The organism is Kribbella sp. NPDC051137 (genome assembly GCF_040682535.1).
In the GTDB taxonomy this organism is placed as follows: domain Bacteria; phylum Actinomycetota; class Actinomycetes; order Propionibacteriales; family Kribbellaceae; genus Kribbella; species Kribbella karoonensis.
On record NZ_JBFBBI010000003.1, the window covers coordinates 941,127 to 959,653 of the forward strand.

Genomic DNA, 18,527 nt, shown 5'->3' on the forward strand with positions numbered 1-18,527 from the left:
CCGTGGATGCTTCGGACATCGAGAAGGACCTGAGCACGATCCATTACACCGAGGACCAGATCCTGGCGAAGCTGCGGGAACTGGCCGGGCGGATCGAGCAGGACTACGAGGGCAAGGACCTCCTCATCGTCGGCGTTCTCAAGGGAGCCGTGATGGTGATGGCGGACCTCGCCCGGTCGCTCACCCGGCACGTCGAGATGGACTGGATGGCGGTCTCGTCGTACGGCTCGGGGACCAAGTCGTCCGGCGTGGTCCGGATCCTGAAGGACCTGGACACCGACATCAGCGGCCGGCACGTGCTGATCGTCGAGGACATCATCGACACCGGCCTGACACTCACCTGGCTGGTCAGCAACCTGCAGTCCCGCGGCCCGGCCTCGGTGGAGATCTGCACCGCGTTCCGGAAGCCGGACGCGGCCGCGAAGATGGCGGTCCCGGTCAGGTACGTCGGGTTCGACCTGCCGGACGAGTTCGTCGTCGGGTACGGGCTGGACTACGCGGAGAAGTACCGGAACCTGCGCTGCGTGGCGACGCTGGCGCCGCACGTCTACTCCTGACGTCCGCACAAATACCTTCCCCACCCCTCCACCCCGGTCCGGCGAGCAGGCAGACTTGGCGGCAGCCTGTACAACGGGTCGCACCCGTCCTTTCGTGACCCTCGTGGTGTGTTGTCTTGTGCGACACGAGACACTTGGACTGGTGTTACCGTCACAAGCCCGCATATCCGGGCCTGCCGAGCTAGGAGGGACGGGGCCTCGGCCCCGATCATGGACGTGAAGCGCATCTTCCGCGGACCCCTGTTCTGGATCGTCGTCGCCTTCCTGGGCGTACTGGTGATCGGGCAGCTCCTGACCGGCTCGTCCGGATACAAGACCGAGTCCACCGGCCAGGTCGTCCAGCTGATCCAGCAGGCCAAGTCGTCGAGCGACAAGACGATCAAGTCGGTGACGCTGAACAACCCGGACGAACAGATCCAGGTCGAGAAGACCGACGGCACCAAGATCCAGGCGCACTACGTCGACGGCCAGGGCCAGAGCCTGGGCAGCGACATCCAGACCCTGTTCCAGGACGGCAAGATCGAGAAGTACGACGTGCAGAACCCGAAGCCGAGCTTCATCGGCCAGGTGTTCTCCACGCTGATCCCGTTCCTGCTGATCGCGGTTGTGTTCATCTTCCTGATGAACTCGATGCAGGGCGGCGGCTCCCGGGTGATGAGCTTCGCCAAGTCGAAGGCGAAGCTGGTGACCAAGGACACCCCGAAGACGACGTTCTCCGACGTCGCGGGTGTGGACGAGGCGATCGAGGAGCTGCAGGAGATCAAGGAGTTCCTGCAGGAGCCCGGCAAGTTCCAGGCCGTCGGCGCCAAGATCCCGAAGGGCGTGCTGCTCTACGGCCAGCCCGGTACCGGTAAGACCCTGCTGGCCCGTGCGGTGGCCGGCGAGGCCGGGGTGCCGTTCTACTCGATCTCCGGTTCGGACTTCGTCGAGATGTTCGTCGGTGTCGGCGCCTCCCGGGTCCGGGACCTGTTCGAGCAGGCCAAGACGAACGCCCCGGCGATCGTGTTCATCGACGAGATCGACGCCGTCGGCCGGCACCGCGGTGCGGGTCTCGGCGGCGGCCACGACGAGCGCGAGCAGACCCTGAACCAGCTGCTGGTCGAGATGGACGGCTTCGACGTCCGCGGCGGTGTGATCCTGATCGCGGCCACCAACCGGCCCGACGTCCTCGACCCGGCGCTGCTCCGGCCCGGCCGCTTCGACCGGCAGATCGCCGTCGACGCGCCGGACCTGCCCGGCCGGCAGAAGATCCTCAAGGTGCACGCGCGTGGCAAGCCGATGGCGCAGGACGTCGACCTGGTCGCCGTCGCCCGCCGGACGCCGGGTATGACCGGTGCCGACCTGGCCAACGTGCTGAACGAGGCGGCCCTGCTGACCGCCCGGTCGAACGCGCAGATCATCGACAACCGCGCGCTGGACGAGGCCATCGACCGCGTCATCGCCGGCCCGCAGCGCCGGACCCGGCTGATGTCGGACAAGGAGAAGGTGCTGACGGCGTACCACGAGGGCGGGCACGCCCTGGTCGCTGCCGCGCTGCCGCACTCCGACCCGGTGCAGAAGGTGACGATCCTGCCGCGTGGCCGCGCGCTCGGCTACACGATGGTGATGCCGGACGAGGACAAGTACTCGACCACCCGGTCCGAGATGCTGGACAAGCTGGCCTACATGCTCGGCGGCCGGGCCGCCGAGGAGATGGTCTTCCACGACCCGACCACGGGTGCGTCCAACGACATCGAGAAGGCGTCGGCGCTGGCCCGGGCGATGGTCACGCAGTACGGCATGACCGAGCGGCTCGGCGCGATCAAGTTCGGCCAGGACGGCAGTGAGCCGTTCCTGGGTCGTGACTTCGGCAGCCAGCGGAACTACTCCGAGGAGATCGCGGCCGCGGTCGACGAGGAGGTCGGCAAGCTGATCCTGAACGCGCACCAGGAGGCCTTCGACATCCTGGTCGAGAACCGGTCGGTCCTGGACCACCTGGTCGAGGAGCTGCTGGAGAAGGAGACCCTCGACAAGCATCAGATCGCCCGGATCTTCGAGCCGGTGATCATGCGGGAGCGGCGGCCGGCCTGGACCGGCTCGTCCACCCGGGTCCCGTCCGACCAGCCGCCGGTGATGCCGGTCCCGGCTGAGCAGAACGGGCACGAGGGCTCGCTCTCCGACGTGCTACCGGGCGGTTCGGTCGGTCCGGACGAGGCGATCCGCCCGCCGGACTACGGCAGCGGCCCGACCCCGCCGAACCACCAGTAACGCGTCACCGACAGCGTCGCCGCGAACGCCGCCACCCGGCCGGGTGGCGGCGTTCGCGTGTATCCGGCAGGTAGCGTTCCAGAGGTGACGTCACCGAAGTTCGACCACGCGCGGGCGGAGCGGGCGGTCCGCGAGCTGCTGATCGCGATCGGCGAGGACCCGGACCGCGAAGGGCTGCGGGACACGCCGGCCCGGGTGGCACGGTCGTACGCCGAGATCACCGCCGGGCTCGGCCAGGGCGCCGAGGACGTGCTGACCACCACGTTCGCGCTCGAGCACGACGAGATGGTGCTGGTGAAGGACATCGAGGTGTGGAGCCTGTGCGAGCACCATCTGGTGCCGTTCACGGGTGTCGCGCACGTCGGGTACATCCCCAGTCAGGACGGGCGGGTCACCGGACTGTCGAAGCTCGCCCGGCTCGTCGACGTGTACGCGAAGCGCCCGCAGGTCCAGGAACGGCTGACCACGCAGATCGCCGAGTCGCTGGTGGAGATCCTGCAGCCGCGCGGCGTGATCGTCGTGATCGAGTGCGAGCACCTGTGCATGACCATGCGCGGCGTCCGGAAACCGGGCGCCAAGACCATCACCTCCGCCGTCCGCGGCCAGCTCCGCAACCCCAGCACCCGCGCGGAAGCCATGAGTTTGATCGTGGGGTGAACCACCCGTAGCCCCGCAAGCCTTGATCTCGTTGAAGTTTGAGAGTCCGGGACTATGGACATTCTGTCGCTGAGCGTTTACTTTCCGTAGTGGTGCTTGGCCAACGGGGACCAGGTGCCGGTGTGAGGAGGACAGGATGTCGGGGCGTTTCCGGATCGGCGCCGCATTGACCGGGGTCGTCGTCCTGACGGCGGGCGGACTCGCGGCAGCGAACTGGGCCACCGCGGACACGCAGGCCGGGACCGCGCCGAAGACAGGGGTGAAGACGCCCGTCGACCCGCTGGTCGCGGAGACCCTGGAGTCCGAGCTCGGCTCCGACTCGGGTGTCGTCGGGACCTACTACGACGAGGCCGGCGAGCTGATCGTCGCGGTCTCGAACCTGTCGACCGCCGAACTGGTCCGGCAGGTCGGTGCGATCCCGCGGCTGGTCAAGTACACGGCCCGCCAGTTGAACGCCGTCCAGGGCGAGCTGAACCACCTCGCCACCACGTCCAGCGCCGGCAAGGTGCGCTCGTGGTACGTCGACCCGATCAGCGGGACCGTGGTCGTGTCGGTGCCGAAGAACGCGCACGACTCGATCACCGAGCGGTTCCTGTCCCGTGCCGAGGCGAACGGCGACCAGGTGACGGTGCGCCGGGTCTCCGGGACGGTCCGGACCACCGCGGACGACTTCAGCCTGCGCGGCGGCGTCCAGGTCGACAAGAACACCGGCTACGTCTGCTCGCTGGGCTTCAACGCACGGACCCGCCAGGGCGCACGGATCTTCCTGACCGCCGGCCACTGCACCTCCGGCAAGCCGTCGTTCTCCCGGAACGGGTACGTCCTCGGTGACACCTACACGTCGACGTTCCCGGGCAGCGACTTCGGCTCGGTCGGCGTGATCGACGGCTGGGACCAGCAGGGGTACGTCGAGGGCTGGGGCAACGGCAACGTCGCGGTCAAGGGGATCGCGGACGCCACCATCGGCTCCACGCTGTGCAAGTCCGGGAAGAGCACCGGCTGGACCTGCGGCCGGATCGTCGCCCGGAACGTGACCGTCAACTACGGCAACAACCGAGTGGTCCGCGGCCTGTTCCAGCACACCGCGTGCGTCGAGGCCGGCGACTCCGGCGGCGCCAACATGACCGGCAACTACGCGCAGGGCATCACCAGCGGCGCGGCCCTGATCGACGGCCAGTGCCTGGAGAAGTACGGCCAGACGAACGAGTCGTACGCGCAGCCGATCGCCGTCGTGCTGCGGTCCACGAAGTCACGCCTGGTCCTCGCCGACTGACCTCTCTGTAGGCCTTGGGGGTGCGGGCTACTACGGTGTGTGGGTGAGAACTGAGCCGTGGGGTCACGTCGACGGGTTGCCGGTGCTCGACCGGTGCCTCGTCATGGGTGTGGTGAACGTGACGCCGGACTCGTTCTCGGACGGCGGAGAGTGGTTCGAGCCGACCGCCGCGATCAAGCACGGCCGGGAGTTGCTGGCCGAGGGTGCGGACCTGCTCGACGTCGGCGGTGAGTCGACCCGCCCTCGGGCGGTCCGGCCGTCGCAGGAGGAGGAGATCCGCCGGGTGATCCCGGTCGTCGAGGCGCTCGCCGCGGACGGCGCGATCATCTCGGTCGACACCATGCGGTCCCGGGTCGCGGAGCTCGTCCTCGACGCCGGTGCCACGATGATCAACGACGTGTCCGGCGGGCTGGCCGATCCGGACATGCTGCCGCTGATCGCGGAGCGCGGCGCGCCGTACCTGTGCATGCATTGGCGCGGGCACTCGCTCGACATGCAGAACAAGGCGGAGTACGGCGATGTGGTCGCGGAGGTGATCGCCGAGCTCGCCGAGCGCCTCGAGGTGCTGCGCGCGGCCGGAATCGACCTGAACCGGGTCGCGCTCGACCCCGGGCTCGGGTTCGCGAAGAACGCGGACCACAACTGGGAGATTCTGCGCCGGTTGCGGGAATTCGCCGTACTGGAAAGACCGTTGCTGATCGGTGCGTCCCGGAAGACGTTCCTCGGTAGGCTGCTCGCCGACGAGCAGACCGGTGAACCCAGACCGGCCGTACGACGAGACGACGCGAGCGTGGCCGTATCCGCCCTGGCCGCCGCCGCGGGAGCCTGGTGTGTCCGGGCGCACGCGGTGGCACCGAACGTGGACGCGGTCCGGGTGGCGAAGAAATGGGGAACGGTATGACGGATGCACCACGGCAGGGCACGGGAGGCGATGCCGCACGTGGGGCGACCGTCGAGGACGTCGTACTGAACGCGAACACCGCGTTCTACAACGCGTTCGAGGCCGGCGATCTGGACCTGATGGCCGCGGTCTGGCTGCCGGAGCCGGATCCGGTCTGTATCCACCCCGGCAACGCGGCGATCTCCGGGTACGCCGAGATGATGCGGGCCTGGGCGATGATCTTCGCGAACACGCCGTACATCCAGTTCTTCCTCACCGACGTCCAGGTCCGGGTGGATGAAGACGTGGCCTACGTCACGTGTACGGAGAATGTCCTGTCGTCCGGTGAGGGCGCCCCGGAGGACGGGTTCGCGGGCGGAAAGGCGCTCGCGACCAACGTTTTCCGCCGAACTTCCGCCGGCTGGCGGTTGTGGATCCACCATGCCTCCCCGGTACTGTCGTCTGGGGGCCGACAGGAGGAGGCGGAATGAGCGGTCCCGTATCCCCTCCTGATGTGATCGAGATCCGGGGCATCCGCGGGTTCGGGCGCCACGGGGTGTTCGACCACGAGCGGGCCGACGGACAGGAGTTCGTCGTGGACGTCCGGCTGGAGCTGGACACCCGGCCCGCCGCGGCCTCCGACGACCTGGCCGACACCGTGAACTACGGGGTGGTGGCCGAGCGGGTGCACCAGGCGATCGAGACCGACCCGGTGGACCTGATCGAGACCCTCGCCCAGCGCATCGCCGATCTCTGTCTCGCCGACGAACGGGTGACAGCGACGGCCGTGACCATCCACAAACCCTCGGCGCCGATCACGGTGCCGTTCGACGACGTTGTCCTGACCGTGCAGCGCAGAGCCGGAGAATCCTCGTGACTGAGACCCCTAGTCCCCACGTCATCGACGCCGACACCCTGAGCGGCGGCCTGAAGCCGATCCGCCAGGTGATCCTGTCGCTCGGCAGCAATCTCGGCGACCGTGAGGCGAACCTGCAGGGCGCGGTCGACGCGCTGCGGGACACCCCGGACGTCGTCGTTGTCGAGGTCTCACCGGTGTACGAGACCGAACCGGTGGGCGGCCCGGACGAGTCCGGCCCGTACCTGAACATCGTGCTGCTCGCCGACAGCACGCTGGCGGTCGACCTGCTGCTGGAGCGCGCGCACGCGGTCGAGGAGGCGTTCGGCCGGGAGCGCAGCGTGCCGGGCGCGCCGCGGACCCTCGACATCGACCTGATCACCTACGGGCAGAAGACGATCGAGTCCGAGGAGCTGACGATCCCGCACCCGCGGGCGCATGAGCGGGCGTTCGTGCTGGCGCCGTGGCTCGACATCGAGCGGGACGCCGTTCTGCCCGGCCACGGCCCGGTCGCGGACCTGCTCGCGAAGGTCGGTACCGACGGTGTGACCAAGCTCGACATCGAGCTGCAGTAGTGGTGTCCGGCGGTACCGAGCCCGGCCGGGCGCCTCAGAAAGAGCCGCCCGAGGGCTCGGTGCGGCCGACGTCGCGCCGGCTGCTGGTCGCGATCGCCGTGCTCGGCCTCGCGATCGGCGTCACGCTGGTCAAGGTGGTCGAGGCCGACGGCGGCGTGGCGCCGGCGGTGTCCTGGCTGACGTTGGTCGCCTGGCTGTTCCTGGCCGCGCTGTTGTTCGTGGCCGCCCGCAACACCCATCAGCGGATCCAGGTGCGCCGGGAACGGATGGATCCGTCGCGCGCGGTGTTCCTGTTGATGATCGGGAAGGCAAGCGCGTTTGTCGGCGCGTTGTGCACCGGTGTTTACGCAGGGTTCGCGTTAAGCTTCGTCCGAGCGATTGGTTTTTCAGGGCCCCGTAACAGAGTGATCATGGCCGGTGCCGCGGCGGTGATCTCGGTGCTGGTCGTCACGGCCGGATTGTTGCTCGAACGGGCGTGTCGCATTCCCGACGACCCCGACGAGACCCCTTAGCATGGCGACCCATGGGGTCAAGGGGTAGCCGCCGTCGAACCAGGACCACAGTTCTCACCGTCGCCAACGGTCTGCTGATCGTTGTCTGTCTGGGTGTGAGTATCGCGCTCTTCTCGCAGAATGCCTGGATTCTCCGGGCCGCTGCGGGCGGGGCTGTGCTGGTCGCGATCGCTGCTTCCGTGCTGTTCCGGCACCAGTTGCTGGTGGAACGGCTGGCCCACTCCGACGAGCGCGCACAGGTCGCTCAGGAGTACTCGCGGATCACCAGCGCGCGGGTGGTGGAGAACGCCGAGTTCGTCGACCTCATGCAGCGCCGCCTGGACAAGATCGACCAGCGCCTGGACAAGATCGACCAGGAGGTCGCCACGGTCGTCGCGGCCGGCGACAAGCACTCGCAGGCCGACGCCCCGACCGTCGTGGACCTCAAGCTCCGGGGCCTGGCCGCCTCCTGATCACCCTGTAGGTTCGGCGGTGTGGATCTTGCGGAGTTGCTGAAGGTTGCCGGAGCCGCTGTCGACGTCGGACGGCGGGTGACCGAGCGGATGGCCCCGGGAGTGCTGACCTCGAAGGGCGACCGGGACATGGCGTCCGAGGTCGACTTCGCCGTCGAGCGGGAGGTCCGGGCGTTCCTCGAACGAGAGACGCCGGACCTCGGCGTACTGGGCGAGGAAGAGGGCGGCGCGACGGACGGGACCCGCTGGGTGCTGGACCCGATCGACGGCACGGTGAACTTCATCCACGGCGTACCGCTGTGGGCGATCTCGCTGGGCCTGATCCACGAGGGCCGCGCCGTCGCCGGTGTCATCGACCACCCCGCACTCGGTACGACGTACGCCGCCGCCGAAGGCCTCGGCGCGACCTGCAACGGGAAGCCGATCCGCGGCAGCGAGTGCACCGACCTGTCCGACGCGTTGGTTGCCGTAGGCGACTATGCCGTCGGGCCCGGCGCCGAGACGATCAACGCCGAGCGGGTCGCGCTCACCCGGAGTCTCTATCCGAGGGCGCAGCGGCTCCGGCAGATCGGCACCGCGGCCACCGCCCTGACCTGGACCGCCAACGGGTACTTCGACGCCACGATCATGTTCTCCAACAAGCCCTGGGACACCATGGCCGGGGTCGCGATCTGCCGGGAGGCCGGCGTCAGCGTGCTCGACCTGGACGGCACCCAGCACGCTCCCGAGTCCCGTGGCACCTTCGCGGTCGCGACCGGCCTGGCCGACCAACTGCTCGACCTGATCGCTAGGTCCGGCGTCTGAGGTCGGCATGGCAACCCTCGGAGTCATCGGCAGCGGCAACATCGGGTCCGTGGTGGCCTGGCTCGCCGTCGACGCGGGCCTCGACGTGGTGATGGCGAACTCGCGAGGCCCCGAAAGCCTGGCGGACAAGGTCCGCGACCTCGGCGTACGGGCCGGGACCGTCGACGAGGCCGCGCGGGCCGGGGACTGGGTGCTGGTGAGCATTCCGCTCGGACGGTACGCCGAGCTGCCGGTGGAGCCGTTCGCGGGCAAGGTCGTGCTGGACACGATGAACTACTACCCGCACCGGGACGGCCGGATCGATCGGCTCGACCGCGAGCTGGTGACGACGGCACAGCTGCTGCAGGAACGGCTGCCCGAGGCGCACACGGTGAAGGCCCTGAGCAACATCAGCGCCCGGAACATCGTGACGCTGGCCAGGCCCGCCGACGCGCCGGATCGCAGCGCGTTGCCGATCGCCGGCGACGACACGGACGCGAAGGCCGCGGCCACGACGTTGATGCAGACGATCGGCTTCGACGTGGTCGACGTGGGTCCGCTGAGCGAGAGCTGGCGGTTCGAGCCCGAGACGGCGGCGTACGTGACGCCGTACCTGTCGAAGGCGAGTACGGCGAAGGAACGCGCCGCCGGGAACGCCGATCCGGGGAAGCCGCTGCCGGTGGCCAAGCTCGTCCAGCTGATCGCGGCGGCACACCGTCCGCCGGTGGCCGGCCGCGAGTTCTGACGCGCTACTTGTCGATGTCGCCGACGACGAAGAACATGCTGCCGAGGATCGCGATCATGTCCGGGATCATCGTGCCGGGGAGCAGCGCGGGGAGGGCGGAGATGTTGTTGAAGCTGGCCGAGCGGAGTTTCAGCCGCCACGGGGTCTTGTCGCCGCGGGAGACCAGGTAGTACCCGTTGATGCCGAGCGGGCTCTCGGTCCAGGCGTACGTCTGCCCCTCGGGGACCTTGAGGATCTTCGGCAGCCGCACGTTGACCGGCCCGCCCGGCAGCGTGCGGAGCTTGTCGAGGCAGGCGTCGACCAGGTCGAGCGACACCTTCACCTGTTCGAGCAGTACGGCGAACCGTGCGAAGCAGTCGCCCTCCGGCCGGGTGACCACCCGCAGCACGTCCTGCAGGTCGCCGTACGCCAGGTAGGGCTCGTCGCGGCGCAGGTCGGCGTCCACCCCGGAGGCACGCGCGATCGGGCCGGAGACGCCGTACTGCGCGACGAGTTCGGGGGAGAGCTTGCCGACGCCGACGGTGCGGGCGCGGAAGATCTCGTTGCCGAGGATGATCTCCTCGATGTCGGGCAGCCGCTTGCGGACCGCGGCCGACGCGGCGGACGCGCGGCCGAGCCAGCCGTACGGGAGGTCCTCCTTCAGCCCGCCGACGCGGTTGAACATGTAGTGCATCCGGCCGCCGGACAGCTCCTCCATCACCGCCTGGATGGTCTCGCGCTCGCGGAACGCGTAGAACACCGGCGTGATCGCGCCCAGCTCGAGCGGGTAGGAGCCGAGGAACATCAGGTGGTTCAGCACCCGGTTCAGCTCGGCCAGCAGGGTGCGCAGCCAGACCGCGCGCTCCGGGACCTCGAGGTTCATCATCCGCTCGACCGCGAGCACCACGCCGAGCTCGTTCGCGAACGCCGACAGCCAGTCGTGCCGGTTCGCGAGCACGATGATCTGCCGGTAGTCGCGGACCTCGAAGAGCTTCTCGGCGCCGCGGTGCATGTAGCCGATGATCGGCTCGCAGCCGACGATCCGCTCACCGTCCAGCGTCAGCCGCAACCGCAGTACGCCGTGCGTCGCCGGGTGCTGCGGGCCGATGTTGAGCACCATGTCCGTGGTCGGCAGGTCCGAGCCGGCCCCGCCACGCTCGTACGCAGGGTCGAATCCAGCAGCTCCTGCCCCGACTCCGACCACTTTTTCCGTGCTCATGACCACTATCGTGACAGGCTTTACCCGTGGACGACCTCTTCGCACCCTCGGATGTCAGCTGGACGCCGGTCTCGCCGAAGCTGGCCACGCTGCGCCGGCTCAACGCGGGAATCATCGCCGGGCTGGTCGCGATCGCGGCGCTGCTCGCGCTCGGACTGACCGTGGGCTGGCTCTACGGCGTGCTCGCGGCGGTGGTGACCGCGCTCGTCCTCGGCTGGGCGTGGATCCTGATCGGGCGTAACCAGCGGTCCTGGAAGTACGCCGAGCGCGAGGACGAGCTGCTGGTCAGCCACGGGATCATGTTCCGCGAGCTGGTCGTCGTACCGTACGGCCGGATGCAGTTCGTGGACGTCACCGCCGGGCCGCTGGAGCGGGCGTACGGGATGGCCACGGTCGAGCTGCACACGGCCACGCCGGCCACCGACGCGAAGATCCCCGGGCTGCATCCCGACGAGGCGGGGCGGCTGCGTGACCGGTTGTCGGCCCTCGGCCAGTCGCAGGCGTGGGGCCTGTGACCCAGCAGGCTGTGGAGACCGTCGGGCAACGGCTCCACCCGCTGACCCCGTTCGTGAAGGGCTGGGGCTACTTCGTCGTCGCGGCCATCGCCCTGGTCAACAACGAGGGCCTGCGGCAGAACCTGACGTACGCCGGGATCGGCCTGGCCGCCGTCCTGGTCGGCGGGATCCTGCTCGGCGCGCTGTCCTGGTGGTTCACCAAGTGGCAGCTCACCGAGGATGCGATCCGGGTGGACAGCGGGTTCCTGTTCCGGCGGACGCGGATCATCCGGTTCGACCGGATCCAGGCGATCGACGTGGCGCAGCCGTTCGTCGCGCGGCTGTTCGGGATGGCCGAGCTGCGGATGGACGTGGCCGGCGGCGGCAAGAGCGACGGCAAGCTGAGCTTCTTCCGGTACGAGCACGCGCAGGAACTCCGTACGACGCTGCTGGTCCGTGCGAAGGGCCGGCAAGCCGCGGAACAGCAGGCGGCCGAGCAGCAGACCGAGGCCGTCGCCCCGCCGCTGCTGACCGTGCCGACCGGGCGCCTGCTCGGTGCGACGCTGCTGTCGTCCACCGTGGTCGGTAGTGCGGGTGGTCTGATCTGGTTGATCGTGGCGACGACCGTGCTGAACTTCCATGTCGGGTTGGTCGCCGGTGTGCCGCTGCTGCTCGGTGTGGTGCAGCCGATCTGGAAGCAGGTCGTCGGGAACCACGGGTTCACGCTGTCGGAGTCGACCCACGGTCTGCGCACCAAGCGCGGGCTGTTCGACGTCCAGCGGCAGACGATCCCGCCGGGCCGGGTACAGGGGCTGCTCATCACCGAGCCGCTGATCTGGCGACTACTGCGCTGGTCGCGGGTCGAGCTGGATATCGCCGGAGTAGCCGGTAAGCAGGACGACGCCGACGACCACATGGAGGGTGCGCAGCTGCTGCCGGTCGGCGACCGTGCCGAGGTGGCTTACGTGCTGGCGCGGATCCTTCCTGGGTTCGACATGAGCACCATCGAGCTGCACCCGGCTCCGGCACGCGCCAAGTGGCTGCGGCCGGTCGGCTGGCGTTACCTGGCGTACGGCGTCGACGAGCAGGTGATGGTCACCCGCCGCGGCTGGGTCAGCCGCCGTACCTCGATCGTGCTGCATCACAAGACGCAGTCCGTGCGCTTGGAGCAGGGGCCGATCCAACGGCGGCTGGGGCTCGCCAACGTGCATGTGGACACGCCGCTCGGTCCTACGGACGCGGTGGCGCTGCACCAGGATCAGGTGGACGCGGCGGCGCTGGTGGAGGCTCAGGCGGACAGGGCGCGCGCTGCCCGCCGTACGGTGTCTGCTCCGGTCGCCGTCCAGACCCAGCCGAAGCCACCCAGTCCGGAGGGGTCCAGCAGCTCGGCTGCTTCGCCGGCTGACGACAGCTCGGACAGGTAGCGCAACGGGTCCGTCTGAGCGAGCTCCAGCGGTGGCCTGCGCCCGGACACGCCCAGGGCAGTCAGAGCCTCGCGCTGCGAGATGAGGTGCCCGCCGACGGCGGCCGCGAGTGAGTCCAGCGCTACGTGTGCGGTGATGTCGCAGCTGCCGTCCGGCGTTGGGTCACACTCGTGGCCGTTGCGGAAGCCGGTCAGGGTCCCGTACGGCGGCCTGGTCGCCTTCTCGTGCCCGTAGTCGATCGCGAGAGCGAGGCTCCCCGGCCTGAGCCGACCGACGACGTCCGCCCAGGCCCGTTCACGAGCCAACCCCACCTCAGCCTGCTCACCCGCCGGCCACCACGTGTTGAGCCAGCGCAGATCGTTGCCCTCAACAACCGGACCTGGCGTCGAGTCGGCGAGCAGGTAACGGGGGACACCTGCGTCGTCCCACTCGACGACCTCGCACGGGATGTTGTCGAGCCATTCGTTCGCGATCACCAGCCCGGACAGCTGCGCGGGCAGTTCGTCGTCGAGTTCGATGCCGGTGACGGTCAGGCCTTCGGCCCGCAATACCTCGCCCAGCTCGCCGGAGCCGGCGCCGATGTCCACCACGACATCCAGCTCGAGCTGCCGGGCCAGCCGCGCGATCGCCCGGCCGAACAGCGGCGAGGCGTGCACCGACGTACGGAAGTGGGCAGCCGGCCGCTCCCGGCGGTAGAACCCGCCAGGCCCGTAGAGCGCCCGTTGCCAGGCCGCCCGGAAGTATTCGGTCATATGGACCAGACCGCTCCTAGGATCGGCGTCGTGGCGATCCTTCCAGAAGAGCTCGGTGTCATGTACGACGGCGAACCGGTGTTCGACGTCGTCGGTGCGGACCGGCCGTTCGGCGTCACGCCGGAGTGGCTGGACAGCACCCGGACGAAGGTGGCGGAGATCGTCGCCCGGGTACCGAACGACGACCCCACGAAGGGCCGGTCCGGTTACCGCGACGGCACGCCGCGACTGGCGAGCAACTTCTACTTCGTCGTCCGGAGCCTGCTGCCACCGCTCGGCATCGTGATCGGCGGCGCCCGCAACCTGGGCTGGCTGATCGCCTCCGAATGGCGGACCGAGCCGGAGACGATCTTGACCGACATCGAGGGCTGGGTGGCCGGGCCGACCGAGTTCGTCATCCCGTTCCCGTTGCGGAGCAAGCTCGACCCCGCGTTGCAGGAGCCGTACGTGCGCGCCTGCCGCGAGATGCTCGACCTGCTCGCCGGCGTCCCCGGCCTGGAGACCCGCAGGGCTGCGATGGCCACGATGCTGGACGACGTGCTGGCCGACCCGGAGTTCCTCGCTCTGCACACCAAGGAACTGCGGCCCGCGATGCTGAAGCGCTGGGCCGAGCGGTTCGGCGACGACCAGCTCCGCCGGGCGTTCCCGAACCTGTCCGGCAATCCGCTCGACCTGATGGTGTACGGCGTGAACCGGCTGCAGTCGGCGTACGACAAGATCGCCGCAGCCACGCCCGAGACCGAGCAGCCGTTCGCGGCGGAGCTGGGCGCCCTGCTCCGGCAGCTGGGGCGCACCAGTACGCCGGCCGGGCTGTCCTTCACCGGTCTCGGCCCGTCCGGCGCGGCCGACGTACAGAAGGCGCTCGACCAGAAGAAGGACGTGTTGACGCCGGCCGAGTGGCGGCGCCGGCAGCTGGACCGGATGAGCCGGGCCGTCGAGGCAGGCGTGCCGTACCAGGCACGCGAGTACCTGGCCGCGATGTACCAGGTCAGCGCCAGCTTCAACGGCCTGCCGAACCAGCCGGACGCCCCGAAGGACCTGCTGATGACCGTCGGCTTCGTCCGGCGGCTACGGGACCTCAACGCGCTCCGGCCGACCAGCCCGGCCGATGCCGCGGTGGACCCGGCCGGCACGCCGGACCCGCAGCGCGCGGACCCGCCGGTCGACGGCGACCCGATCGCCGACCTGAACGCGATGATCGGCCTCGGCCCGGTGAAGACCCGGGTGCACGAACTGGTCGCCGAGGCGCAGGTCGCCAAGCTCCGGATCGACGCCGGCCTGCGGCTGCCGAAGCCGATGGGCCACCTGGTGTTCAGCGGCAACCCGGGCACCGGCAAGACCACGGTCGCGCGGATCCTCGCCGAGGTGTACCGGGATTTGGGCATGCTCTCGTCCGGGCACCTGGTCGAGGTGGGCCGGGCCGACCTGGTCGCGTCGTACATCGGGCAGACGGCGCCGAAGGTGACCGAGGTGGTCGAGCGGGCGCTCGGCGGCGTGCTGTTCATCGACGAGGCGTACTCGCTCTACAACGACTCCGGGAAGGACTTCGGCCGGGAGGCGATCGCGACGCTGATCCAGCTGATGGAGAAGTACCGGGACAACCTGGTCGTGGTGATGGCCGGGTATCCCGGCGAGATGTACCAGCTGCTGGAGAGCAACCCGGGCGTGAAGTCGCGGATCCGGACATTCGTGAACTTCCCGGACTACACCGACACCGAGCTGCACAAGATCTTCCTGCACGCCGTCGAGCAGTCCGGGTTCGTGCTCGGCGAGGGTGTGTCCGGGCTGGTGCTGACCGGGTTGCAGAAGGTGCCGCGGGGGCCGGGGTTCGGCAACGCGCGGACGATCCGCACGCTGCTCGAGCGGATCGCGACGCTGCAGGCGGTCCGGCTGGCCGCGCTCGAGTCGCCCAGCCTGGAAGAGGTCCGGACCATCGAGCCGGCCGATGTCAGCAACCTGTCCGAGGAGAGCCTGCGGGACCTGCCGCGGAACCGGGACCCGCAGGCCGAGCTCGCCGCGATGACCGGCCTGACCGACGTGAAGGCCACCGTCCAGCGGCTCGCCGCCGAGGCCAAGGCCGACGTCCTGCGGGCGCAGGCGGGGATGCCGCCGCCGGAGCGTTCCCGGCACCTGATGTTCACCGGGAACCCGGGCACCGGGAAGACGACCGTGGCGCGGCTGGTCGCACAGATCTACCGGGACCTGGGCCTGCTCGGCGTCGGCCAACTGGTGGAGACGACCGCGACGAACATGGTCGGCGAGGCGTACGGGCGGACCGGTCCGAAGGTGCGGCGGCTGGTCGACCAGGCGCTCGGCGGGGTGCTGTTCGTCGACGAGGCGTACGCGTTCGCGGATCTGAGCGACCTCGGCCGCGAGGCGATCGCGACCTTGATCAAGCTGATGGAGGAGCACCGCGACGACCTGGTCGTGGTGCTCGCCGGGTACACCGAGCCGATGGAGCGGCTGTTCCAGCTGAACCCCGGGCTGCGCTCGCGGGTGCCGACGACGGTGGACTTCCCGGACTACTCGGAGCCGGAGCTGGAGCAGATCTTCGCGTACCTGGCCACCAAGGCCGGGTACGTGCCGGCCGAGGATGTGCTGGAGCGGATCGGTCCGCTGCTGCGGCAGGCGCGGAACGCCGAGGACTTCGGCAACGGCCGGGACGTCCGCAACCTGTTCGACGCGGTCGTCGCGCAGCAGGCGGTCCGGATCAACGCGCTGCGGGACCCGTCGGTCGAGCAGATCCGTGCGCTGACGGCCGCCGACGTACCGGCGGAGTGGCGGACCGCTGAAACGCCGGTGTCAATGGGGTTCCAGGTCAGGCGCTGAGCGGTACGGCGCCGAACTGGCGCCACACGCCCGCTGCGTCCTCCCGCCACAGGCCCAGCTCGGTCAGCTGGACTGTGGGCGCCGGTGTGGCGGCCAGGGCGGCGTTGGCCTCGGCCACGACCTCAGGGCCGCCCTGGGTGGACGAGGAGATGGTCAGGTGCGGGTGCGGATCCGGGAAGTCGCCGCCGTACGGCGGACACTCCGGGAAGGCCTCGAAGACCGTCAGGAGCAGTGCGCGGACCTGGTCGAACGGCTCCGGCTTCAACCACGCCGTACCGTTCGGGAACTGGCCCGCGGTCGGAAAGCTCAGCTCGAACGGCTTCACGGTGGACAGGGCGCCCTGCAGACGGGCCACGTCGTCGTCAGTCGGCTCAGCGACCCACGGGACCAGCACAGTCACGTGCGGCGGGATCAGCTCGGTCAACGGGACGTGAGGGCGTGCCGACGAGCGGGACACCGCCCGCCAGCGGTCCGTGTACGCCGCCAGTTCGGGCACTGTGATCAGGATCGCCGTCAATTCGGTCCGCGCAGCCCACGCTTCAGTCACCGCGCCATCCTCCCATCGCCTACGCTGACAAGTAGATCGTCTGGTACCCCGACGCGGGACTGGAACGAGAAGAGAGTGAGTGATGGAACGGATCGGCTTGATCGGAGCCGGCCGGGCCGGGACCGCCTTGGGAGCAGCCTTGGCGGCAGCCGGACATCCCCTGGTCGGAGTGACCGCGCGGTCGGACGCGTCCCTGGAACGCGCCGCCCGTCTTCTGCCTGCTGTCCCGGTACTGGCCGCCGACGAGGTCGTGGAGCGCGCTGACGTCGTACTGGTCGCCGTGCCGGACGACCGGATCCAGGACGTCGCGCGGACGCTCCCGTTGACCAGTGCCCAGTACGTCGTGCACTTGTCTGGAGCACACGGTCTGACGCCGCTGGCAGGGCTGGCCGCGACACCTGTTGCGCTGCACCCGGCCATGACGTTCCCAGGCGGCCCGGTGTCGCTGGACGGGGTCATGTTCACGGCAACGGCACCCGACGCGGCCCGGGAGCTCGTAGAGCGCCTGGTGAAGGCTCTTGGCGCCCAGGTGCAGTGGGTCGCCGACGACGAGCGCACGGCGTACCACGCCGGCTTGGTGCACGGTGCGAACCACCTGACCACCCTGGTCTGCCAAGCGGTCGCCGTACTGCGGGAAGCGGGCGTCGCCGACCCGGCGGCGACGCTCCGGCCCTTGCTGACCGCAACCCTCGACAACACGCTCCGATCCGGTCATCATGCGCTCACCGGGCCGATCGCCCGCGGCGATGTCGACACGGTGGCAGCACATCTGGCCGTACTGCGGGGCAGCACGCGCGACACCTACACCGCGCTGGCCAGGGCCACTGTGGAGATCGCGGACCGGCTGGACGCGGGAACAGTCGCTGGATTCAGCGAAGTACTGAACCGGACAGGGGAGGCACCGCGATGAGACTCACCCAGACCAAGGCCGAACTGCGGGCAGCGGCCGCGATCCGGCCCCGGGCGGTCGTGATGACCATGGGCGCCCTGCACGACGGGCATGCCGCGCTGCTGACCGAGGCCCGGGAACGGGTCGGTCCGGACGGCAGCGTCGTACTGACGATCTTCGTGAACCCGTTGCAGTTCGGGCCGACCGAGGACTTCGACCGGTACCCGCGGACGCTGGCCAGCGACCTGGCGATCGCGAAGAACGCCGGCGTCGACCTGGTGTTCAACCCGTCCCGGGACGAGCTGTACCCGAACGAGCCGTCGGTCACCGTGCACCCCGGGCCGCTCGCGGACGAGCTCGAGGGCGTGTTCCGGCCGGGCCACTTCTCCGGCGTACTCACGGTGGTGTCGAAGCTGCTGCACCTGACCGCGCCGGATCTCGCGCTGTTCGGCGAGAAGGACTACCAGCAGCTGACGCTGATCCGCGAGATGGTGTGCGACCTGGACATGGACGTCGACATCGTGCCGGTGCCGACCGTACGGGAGCCGGACGGGCTCGCGTTGTCCTCACGCAACCGCTACCTGAGCGAGACCGAGCGTGACGAGGCGCTGGTGCTGTACCGGGCGCTGAGTGCCGGCGCGAAGGCCGGGATGAACGGGCCGGACGCGGTGCTCGCCGCCGCCCAGGCCGAGCTGGAGGCGGTGCCGTCGGTGAAGATCGACTACCTCGCGCTGAGGGCGCCCGACCTCGGCCCGGTGATCGGCCCCGGCGAGGCCCGGATGCTGATCGCCGCCCGGGTGGGGCTGACCCGTCTCATTGACAACATTTCCATCACCCTCAGATGAAATCGGTTGATA

The 18,527-nt window shown here is 69.5% G+C and carries 19 protein-coding genes and 1 pseudogene; 17 read left to right on the forward strand and 3 right to left on the reverse strand.

What is annotated here, in order from left to right; all coding sequences use genetic code 11:
- Positions 1–2 precede the first annotated feature (2 nt).
- The 12 genes from hpt to AB0M51_RS19705 all read left to right on the forward strand — a co-directional run bounded on the left by hpt (position 3) and on the right by AB0M51_RS19705 (position 9,537).
- A complete protein-coding gene (gene hpt / locus AB0M51_RS19650) occupies positions 3–557 on the forward strand; it encodes a hypoxanthine phosphoribosyltransferase (RefSeq protein WP_344197427.1) in 555 nt (184 codons plus the stop codon).
- 210 nt (positions 558–767) lie between these two features.
- The gene (gene ftsH / locus AB0M51_RS19655; protein ID WP_344197429.1) at positions 768–2,804 is read left to right on the forward strand and encodes an ATP-dependent zinc metalloprotease FtsH; all 2,037 of its coding nucleotides are present in this window, start codon (positions 768–770) and stop codon (positions 2,802–2,804) included.
- Positions 2,805–2,861: 57 nt separating this feature from the next.
- Complete coding sequence (folE, locus tag AB0M51_RS19660; RefSeq protein ID WP_344197917.1) at positions 2,862–3,461, forward strand: GTP cyclohydrolase I FolE; 600 nt, start codon at positions 2,862–2,864, stop codon at positions 3,459–3,461.
- A gap of 136 nt (positions 3,462–3,597) precedes the next feature.
- Positions 3,598–4,734 (forward strand): S1 family peptidase, encoded by a 1,137-nt coding sequence (locus AB0M51_RS19665; protein ID WP_344197431.1) that lies wholly within the window; start codon positions 3,598–3,600, stop codon positions 4,732–4,734.
- A 103-nt stretch (positions 4,735–4,837) separates the two neighbouring features.
- Positions 4,838–5,635, forward strand: a complete 798-nt coding sequence (gene folP, locus AB0M51_RS19670; RefSeq protein WP_344197919.1) for a dihydropteroate synthase — start codon at positions 4,838–4,840, stop codon at positions 5,633–5,635.
- The gene (locus AB0M51_RS19675) at positions 5,632–6,105 is read left to right on the forward strand and encodes a nuclear transport factor 2 family protein (RefSeq protein ID WP_344197433.1); all 474 of its coding nucleotides are present in this window, start codon (positions 5,632–5,634) and stop codon (positions 6,103–6,105) included. The genes folP and AB0M51_RS19675 overlap by 4 nt, the downstream gene beginning before the upstream one ends.
- Positions 6,102–6,491: a dihydroneopterin aldolase gene (folB, locus tag AB0M51_RS19680; protein ID WP_344197435.1), complete on the forward strand. Its 390-nt coding sequence runs from the start codon at positions 6,102–6,104 to the stop codon at positions 6,489–6,491. Before AB0M51_RS19675 ends, folB begins: the two co-directional genes overlap by 4 nt.
- Positions 6,488–7,045 (forward strand): 2-amino-4-hydroxy-6-hydroxymethyldihydropteridine diphosphokinase, encoded by a 558-nt coding sequence (gene folK, locus AB0M51_RS19685; RefSeq protein WP_344197437.1) that lies wholly within the window; start codon positions 6,488–6,490, stop codon positions 7,043–7,045. The genes folB and folK overlap by 4 nt, the downstream gene beginning before the upstream one ends.
- Before the next feature lie 2 nt (positions 7,046–7,047).
- Entirely contained in the window at positions 7,048–7,557 is a 510-nt protein-coding gene (locus AB0M51_RS19690; protein WP_344197439.1) for a DUF3180 domain-containing protein, read from the forward strand.
- Between the two features lie 95 nt (positions 7,558–7,652).
- A complete protein-coding gene (locus tag AB0M51_RS19695) occupies positions 7,653–8,009 on the forward strand; it encodes a hypothetical protein (protein WP_344197441.1) in 357 nt (118 codons plus the stop codon).
- Positions 8,010–8,030: 21 nt separating this feature from the next.
- A complete protein-coding gene (locus AB0M51_RS19700) occupies positions 8,031–8,813 on the forward strand; it encodes an inositol monophosphatase family protein (protein ID WP_344197443.1) in 783 nt (260 codons plus the stop codon).
- 7 nt (positions 8,814–8,820) lie between these two features.
- On the forward strand, positions 8,821–9,537 hold the full coding sequence (locus tag AB0M51_RS19705) for an NAD(P)-binding domain-containing protein (RefSeq protein WP_344197445.1): 717 nt from the start codon (positions 8,821–8,823) through the stop codon (positions 9,535–9,537).
- Between the two features lie 4 nt (positions 9,538–9,541).
- On the opposite strand, the gene AB0M51_RS19710 is transcribed toward AB0M51_RS19705, so the two are convergent.
- Positions 9,542–10,735: an NADH-quinone oxidoreductase subunit D gene (locus AB0M51_RS19710; RefSeq protein WP_344197447.1), complete on the reverse strand. Its 1,194-nt coding sequence runs from the start codon at positions 10,733–10,735 to the stop codon at positions 9,542–9,544.
- Positions 10,736–10,761: 26 nt separating this feature from the next.
- Here AB0M51_RS19710 and AB0M51_RS19715 point away from each other — a divergent pair, with 26 nt between their 5' ends.
- Together AB0M51_RS19715 and AB0M51_RS19720 are read left to right on the forward strand one after the other, a co-directional pair.
- A complete protein-coding gene (locus AB0M51_RS19715) occupies positions 10,762–11,250 on the forward strand; it encodes a PH domain-containing protein (RefSeq protein WP_344197449.1) in 489 nt (162 codons plus the stop codon).
- Positions 11,247–12,653, forward strand: coding sequence for a PH domain-containing protein (locus tag AB0M51_RS19720; protein ID WP_344197452.1), 1,407 nt, complete (start codon positions 11,247–11,249; stop codon positions 12,651–12,653). Before AB0M51_RS19715 ends, AB0M51_RS19720 begins: the two co-directional genes overlap by 4 nt.
- A gap of 107 nt (positions 12,654–12,760) precedes the next feature.
- Here AB0M51_RS19720 and AB0M51_RS19725 read toward each other — a convergent pair.
- Positions 12,761–13,405, reverse strand: a pseudogene (locus AB0M51_RS19725) (SAM-dependent methyltransferase); the annotation flags it as partial.
- 30 nt (positions 13,406–13,435) lie between these two features.
- On the opposite strand from AB0M51_RS19725, the gene AB0M51_RS19730 reads away from it, so the two are divergent.
- On the forward strand, positions 13,436–16,234 hold the full coding sequence (locus AB0M51_RS19730; RefSeq protein ID WP_344197454.1) for an AAA family ATPase: 2,799 nt from the start codon (positions 13,436–13,438) through the stop codon (positions 16,232–16,234).
- Here AB0M51_RS19730 and AB0M51_RS19735 read toward each other — a convergent pair.
- On the reverse strand, positions 16,224–16,781 hold the full coding sequence (locus tag AB0M51_RS19735) for a 2'-5' RNA ligase family protein (RefSeq protein WP_344197456.1): 558 nt from the start codon (positions 16,779–16,781) through the stop codon (positions 16,224–16,226). The genes AB0M51_RS19730 and AB0M51_RS19735 overlap by 11 nt on opposite strands.
- 82 nt (positions 16,782–16,863) lie before the next feature.
- On the opposite strand from AB0M51_RS19735, the gene AB0M51_RS19740 reads away from it, so the two are divergent.
- Positions 16,864–17,691, forward strand: a complete 828-nt coding sequence (locus AB0M51_RS19740) for a Rossmann-like and DUF2520 domain-containing protein (RefSeq protein WP_344197458.1) — start codon at positions 16,864–16,866, stop codon at positions 17,689–17,691.
- Positions 17,688–18,515 (forward strand): pantoate--beta-alanine ligase, encoded by an 828-nt coding sequence (gene panC, locus AB0M51_RS19745; RefSeq protein WP_344197460.1) that lies wholly within the window; start codon positions 17,688–17,690, stop codon positions 18,513–18,515. Before AB0M51_RS19740 ends, panC begins: the two co-directional genes overlap by 4 nt.
- Positions 18,516–18,527 lie beyond the last annotated feature (12 nt).

What these genes read in the sequence shown, in the direction of transcription:
- ftsH (WP_344197429.1), top strand. Translation starts at nt 768, where the DNA reads ATGGACGTGAAGCGCATCTTCCGCGGACCCCTGTTCTGGATCGTCGTC.
- AB0M51_RS19665 (WP_344197431.1), top strand. Translation starts at nt 3,598, where the DNA reads ATGTCGGGGCGTTTCCGGATCGGCGCCGCATTGACCGGGGTCGTCGTC.
- folP (WP_344197919.1), top strand. Translation starts at nt 4,838, where the DNA reads ATGGGTGTGGTGAACGTGACGCCGGACTCGTTCTCGGACGGCGGAGAG.
- AB0M51_RS19675 (WP_344197433.1), top strand. Translation starts at nt 5,632, where the DNA reads ATGACGGATGCACCACGGCAGGGCACGGGAGGCGATGCCGCACGTGGG.
- folB (WP_344197435.1), top strand. Translation starts at nt 6,102, where the DNA reads ATGAGCGGTCCCGTATCCCCTCCTGATGTGATCGAGATCCGGGGCATC.
- AB0M51_RS19705 (WP_344197445.1), top strand. Translation starts at nt 8,821, where the DNA reads ATGGCAACCCTCGGAGTCATCGGCAGCGGCAACATCGGGTCCGTGGTG.
- AB0M51_RS19710 (WP_344197447.1), bottom strand. Translation starts at nt 10,735, where the DNA reads ATGAGCACGGAAAAAGTGGTCGGAGTCGGGGCAGGAGCTGCTGGATTC.
- AB0M51_RS19740 (WP_344197458.1), top strand. Translation starts at nt 16,864, where the DNA reads ATGGAACGGATCGGCTTGATCGGAGCCGGCCGGGCCGGGACCGCCTTG.
- panC (WP_344197460.1), top strand. Translation starts at nt 17,688, where the DNA reads ATGAGACTCACCCAGACCAAGGCCGAACTGCGGGCAGCGGCCGCGATC.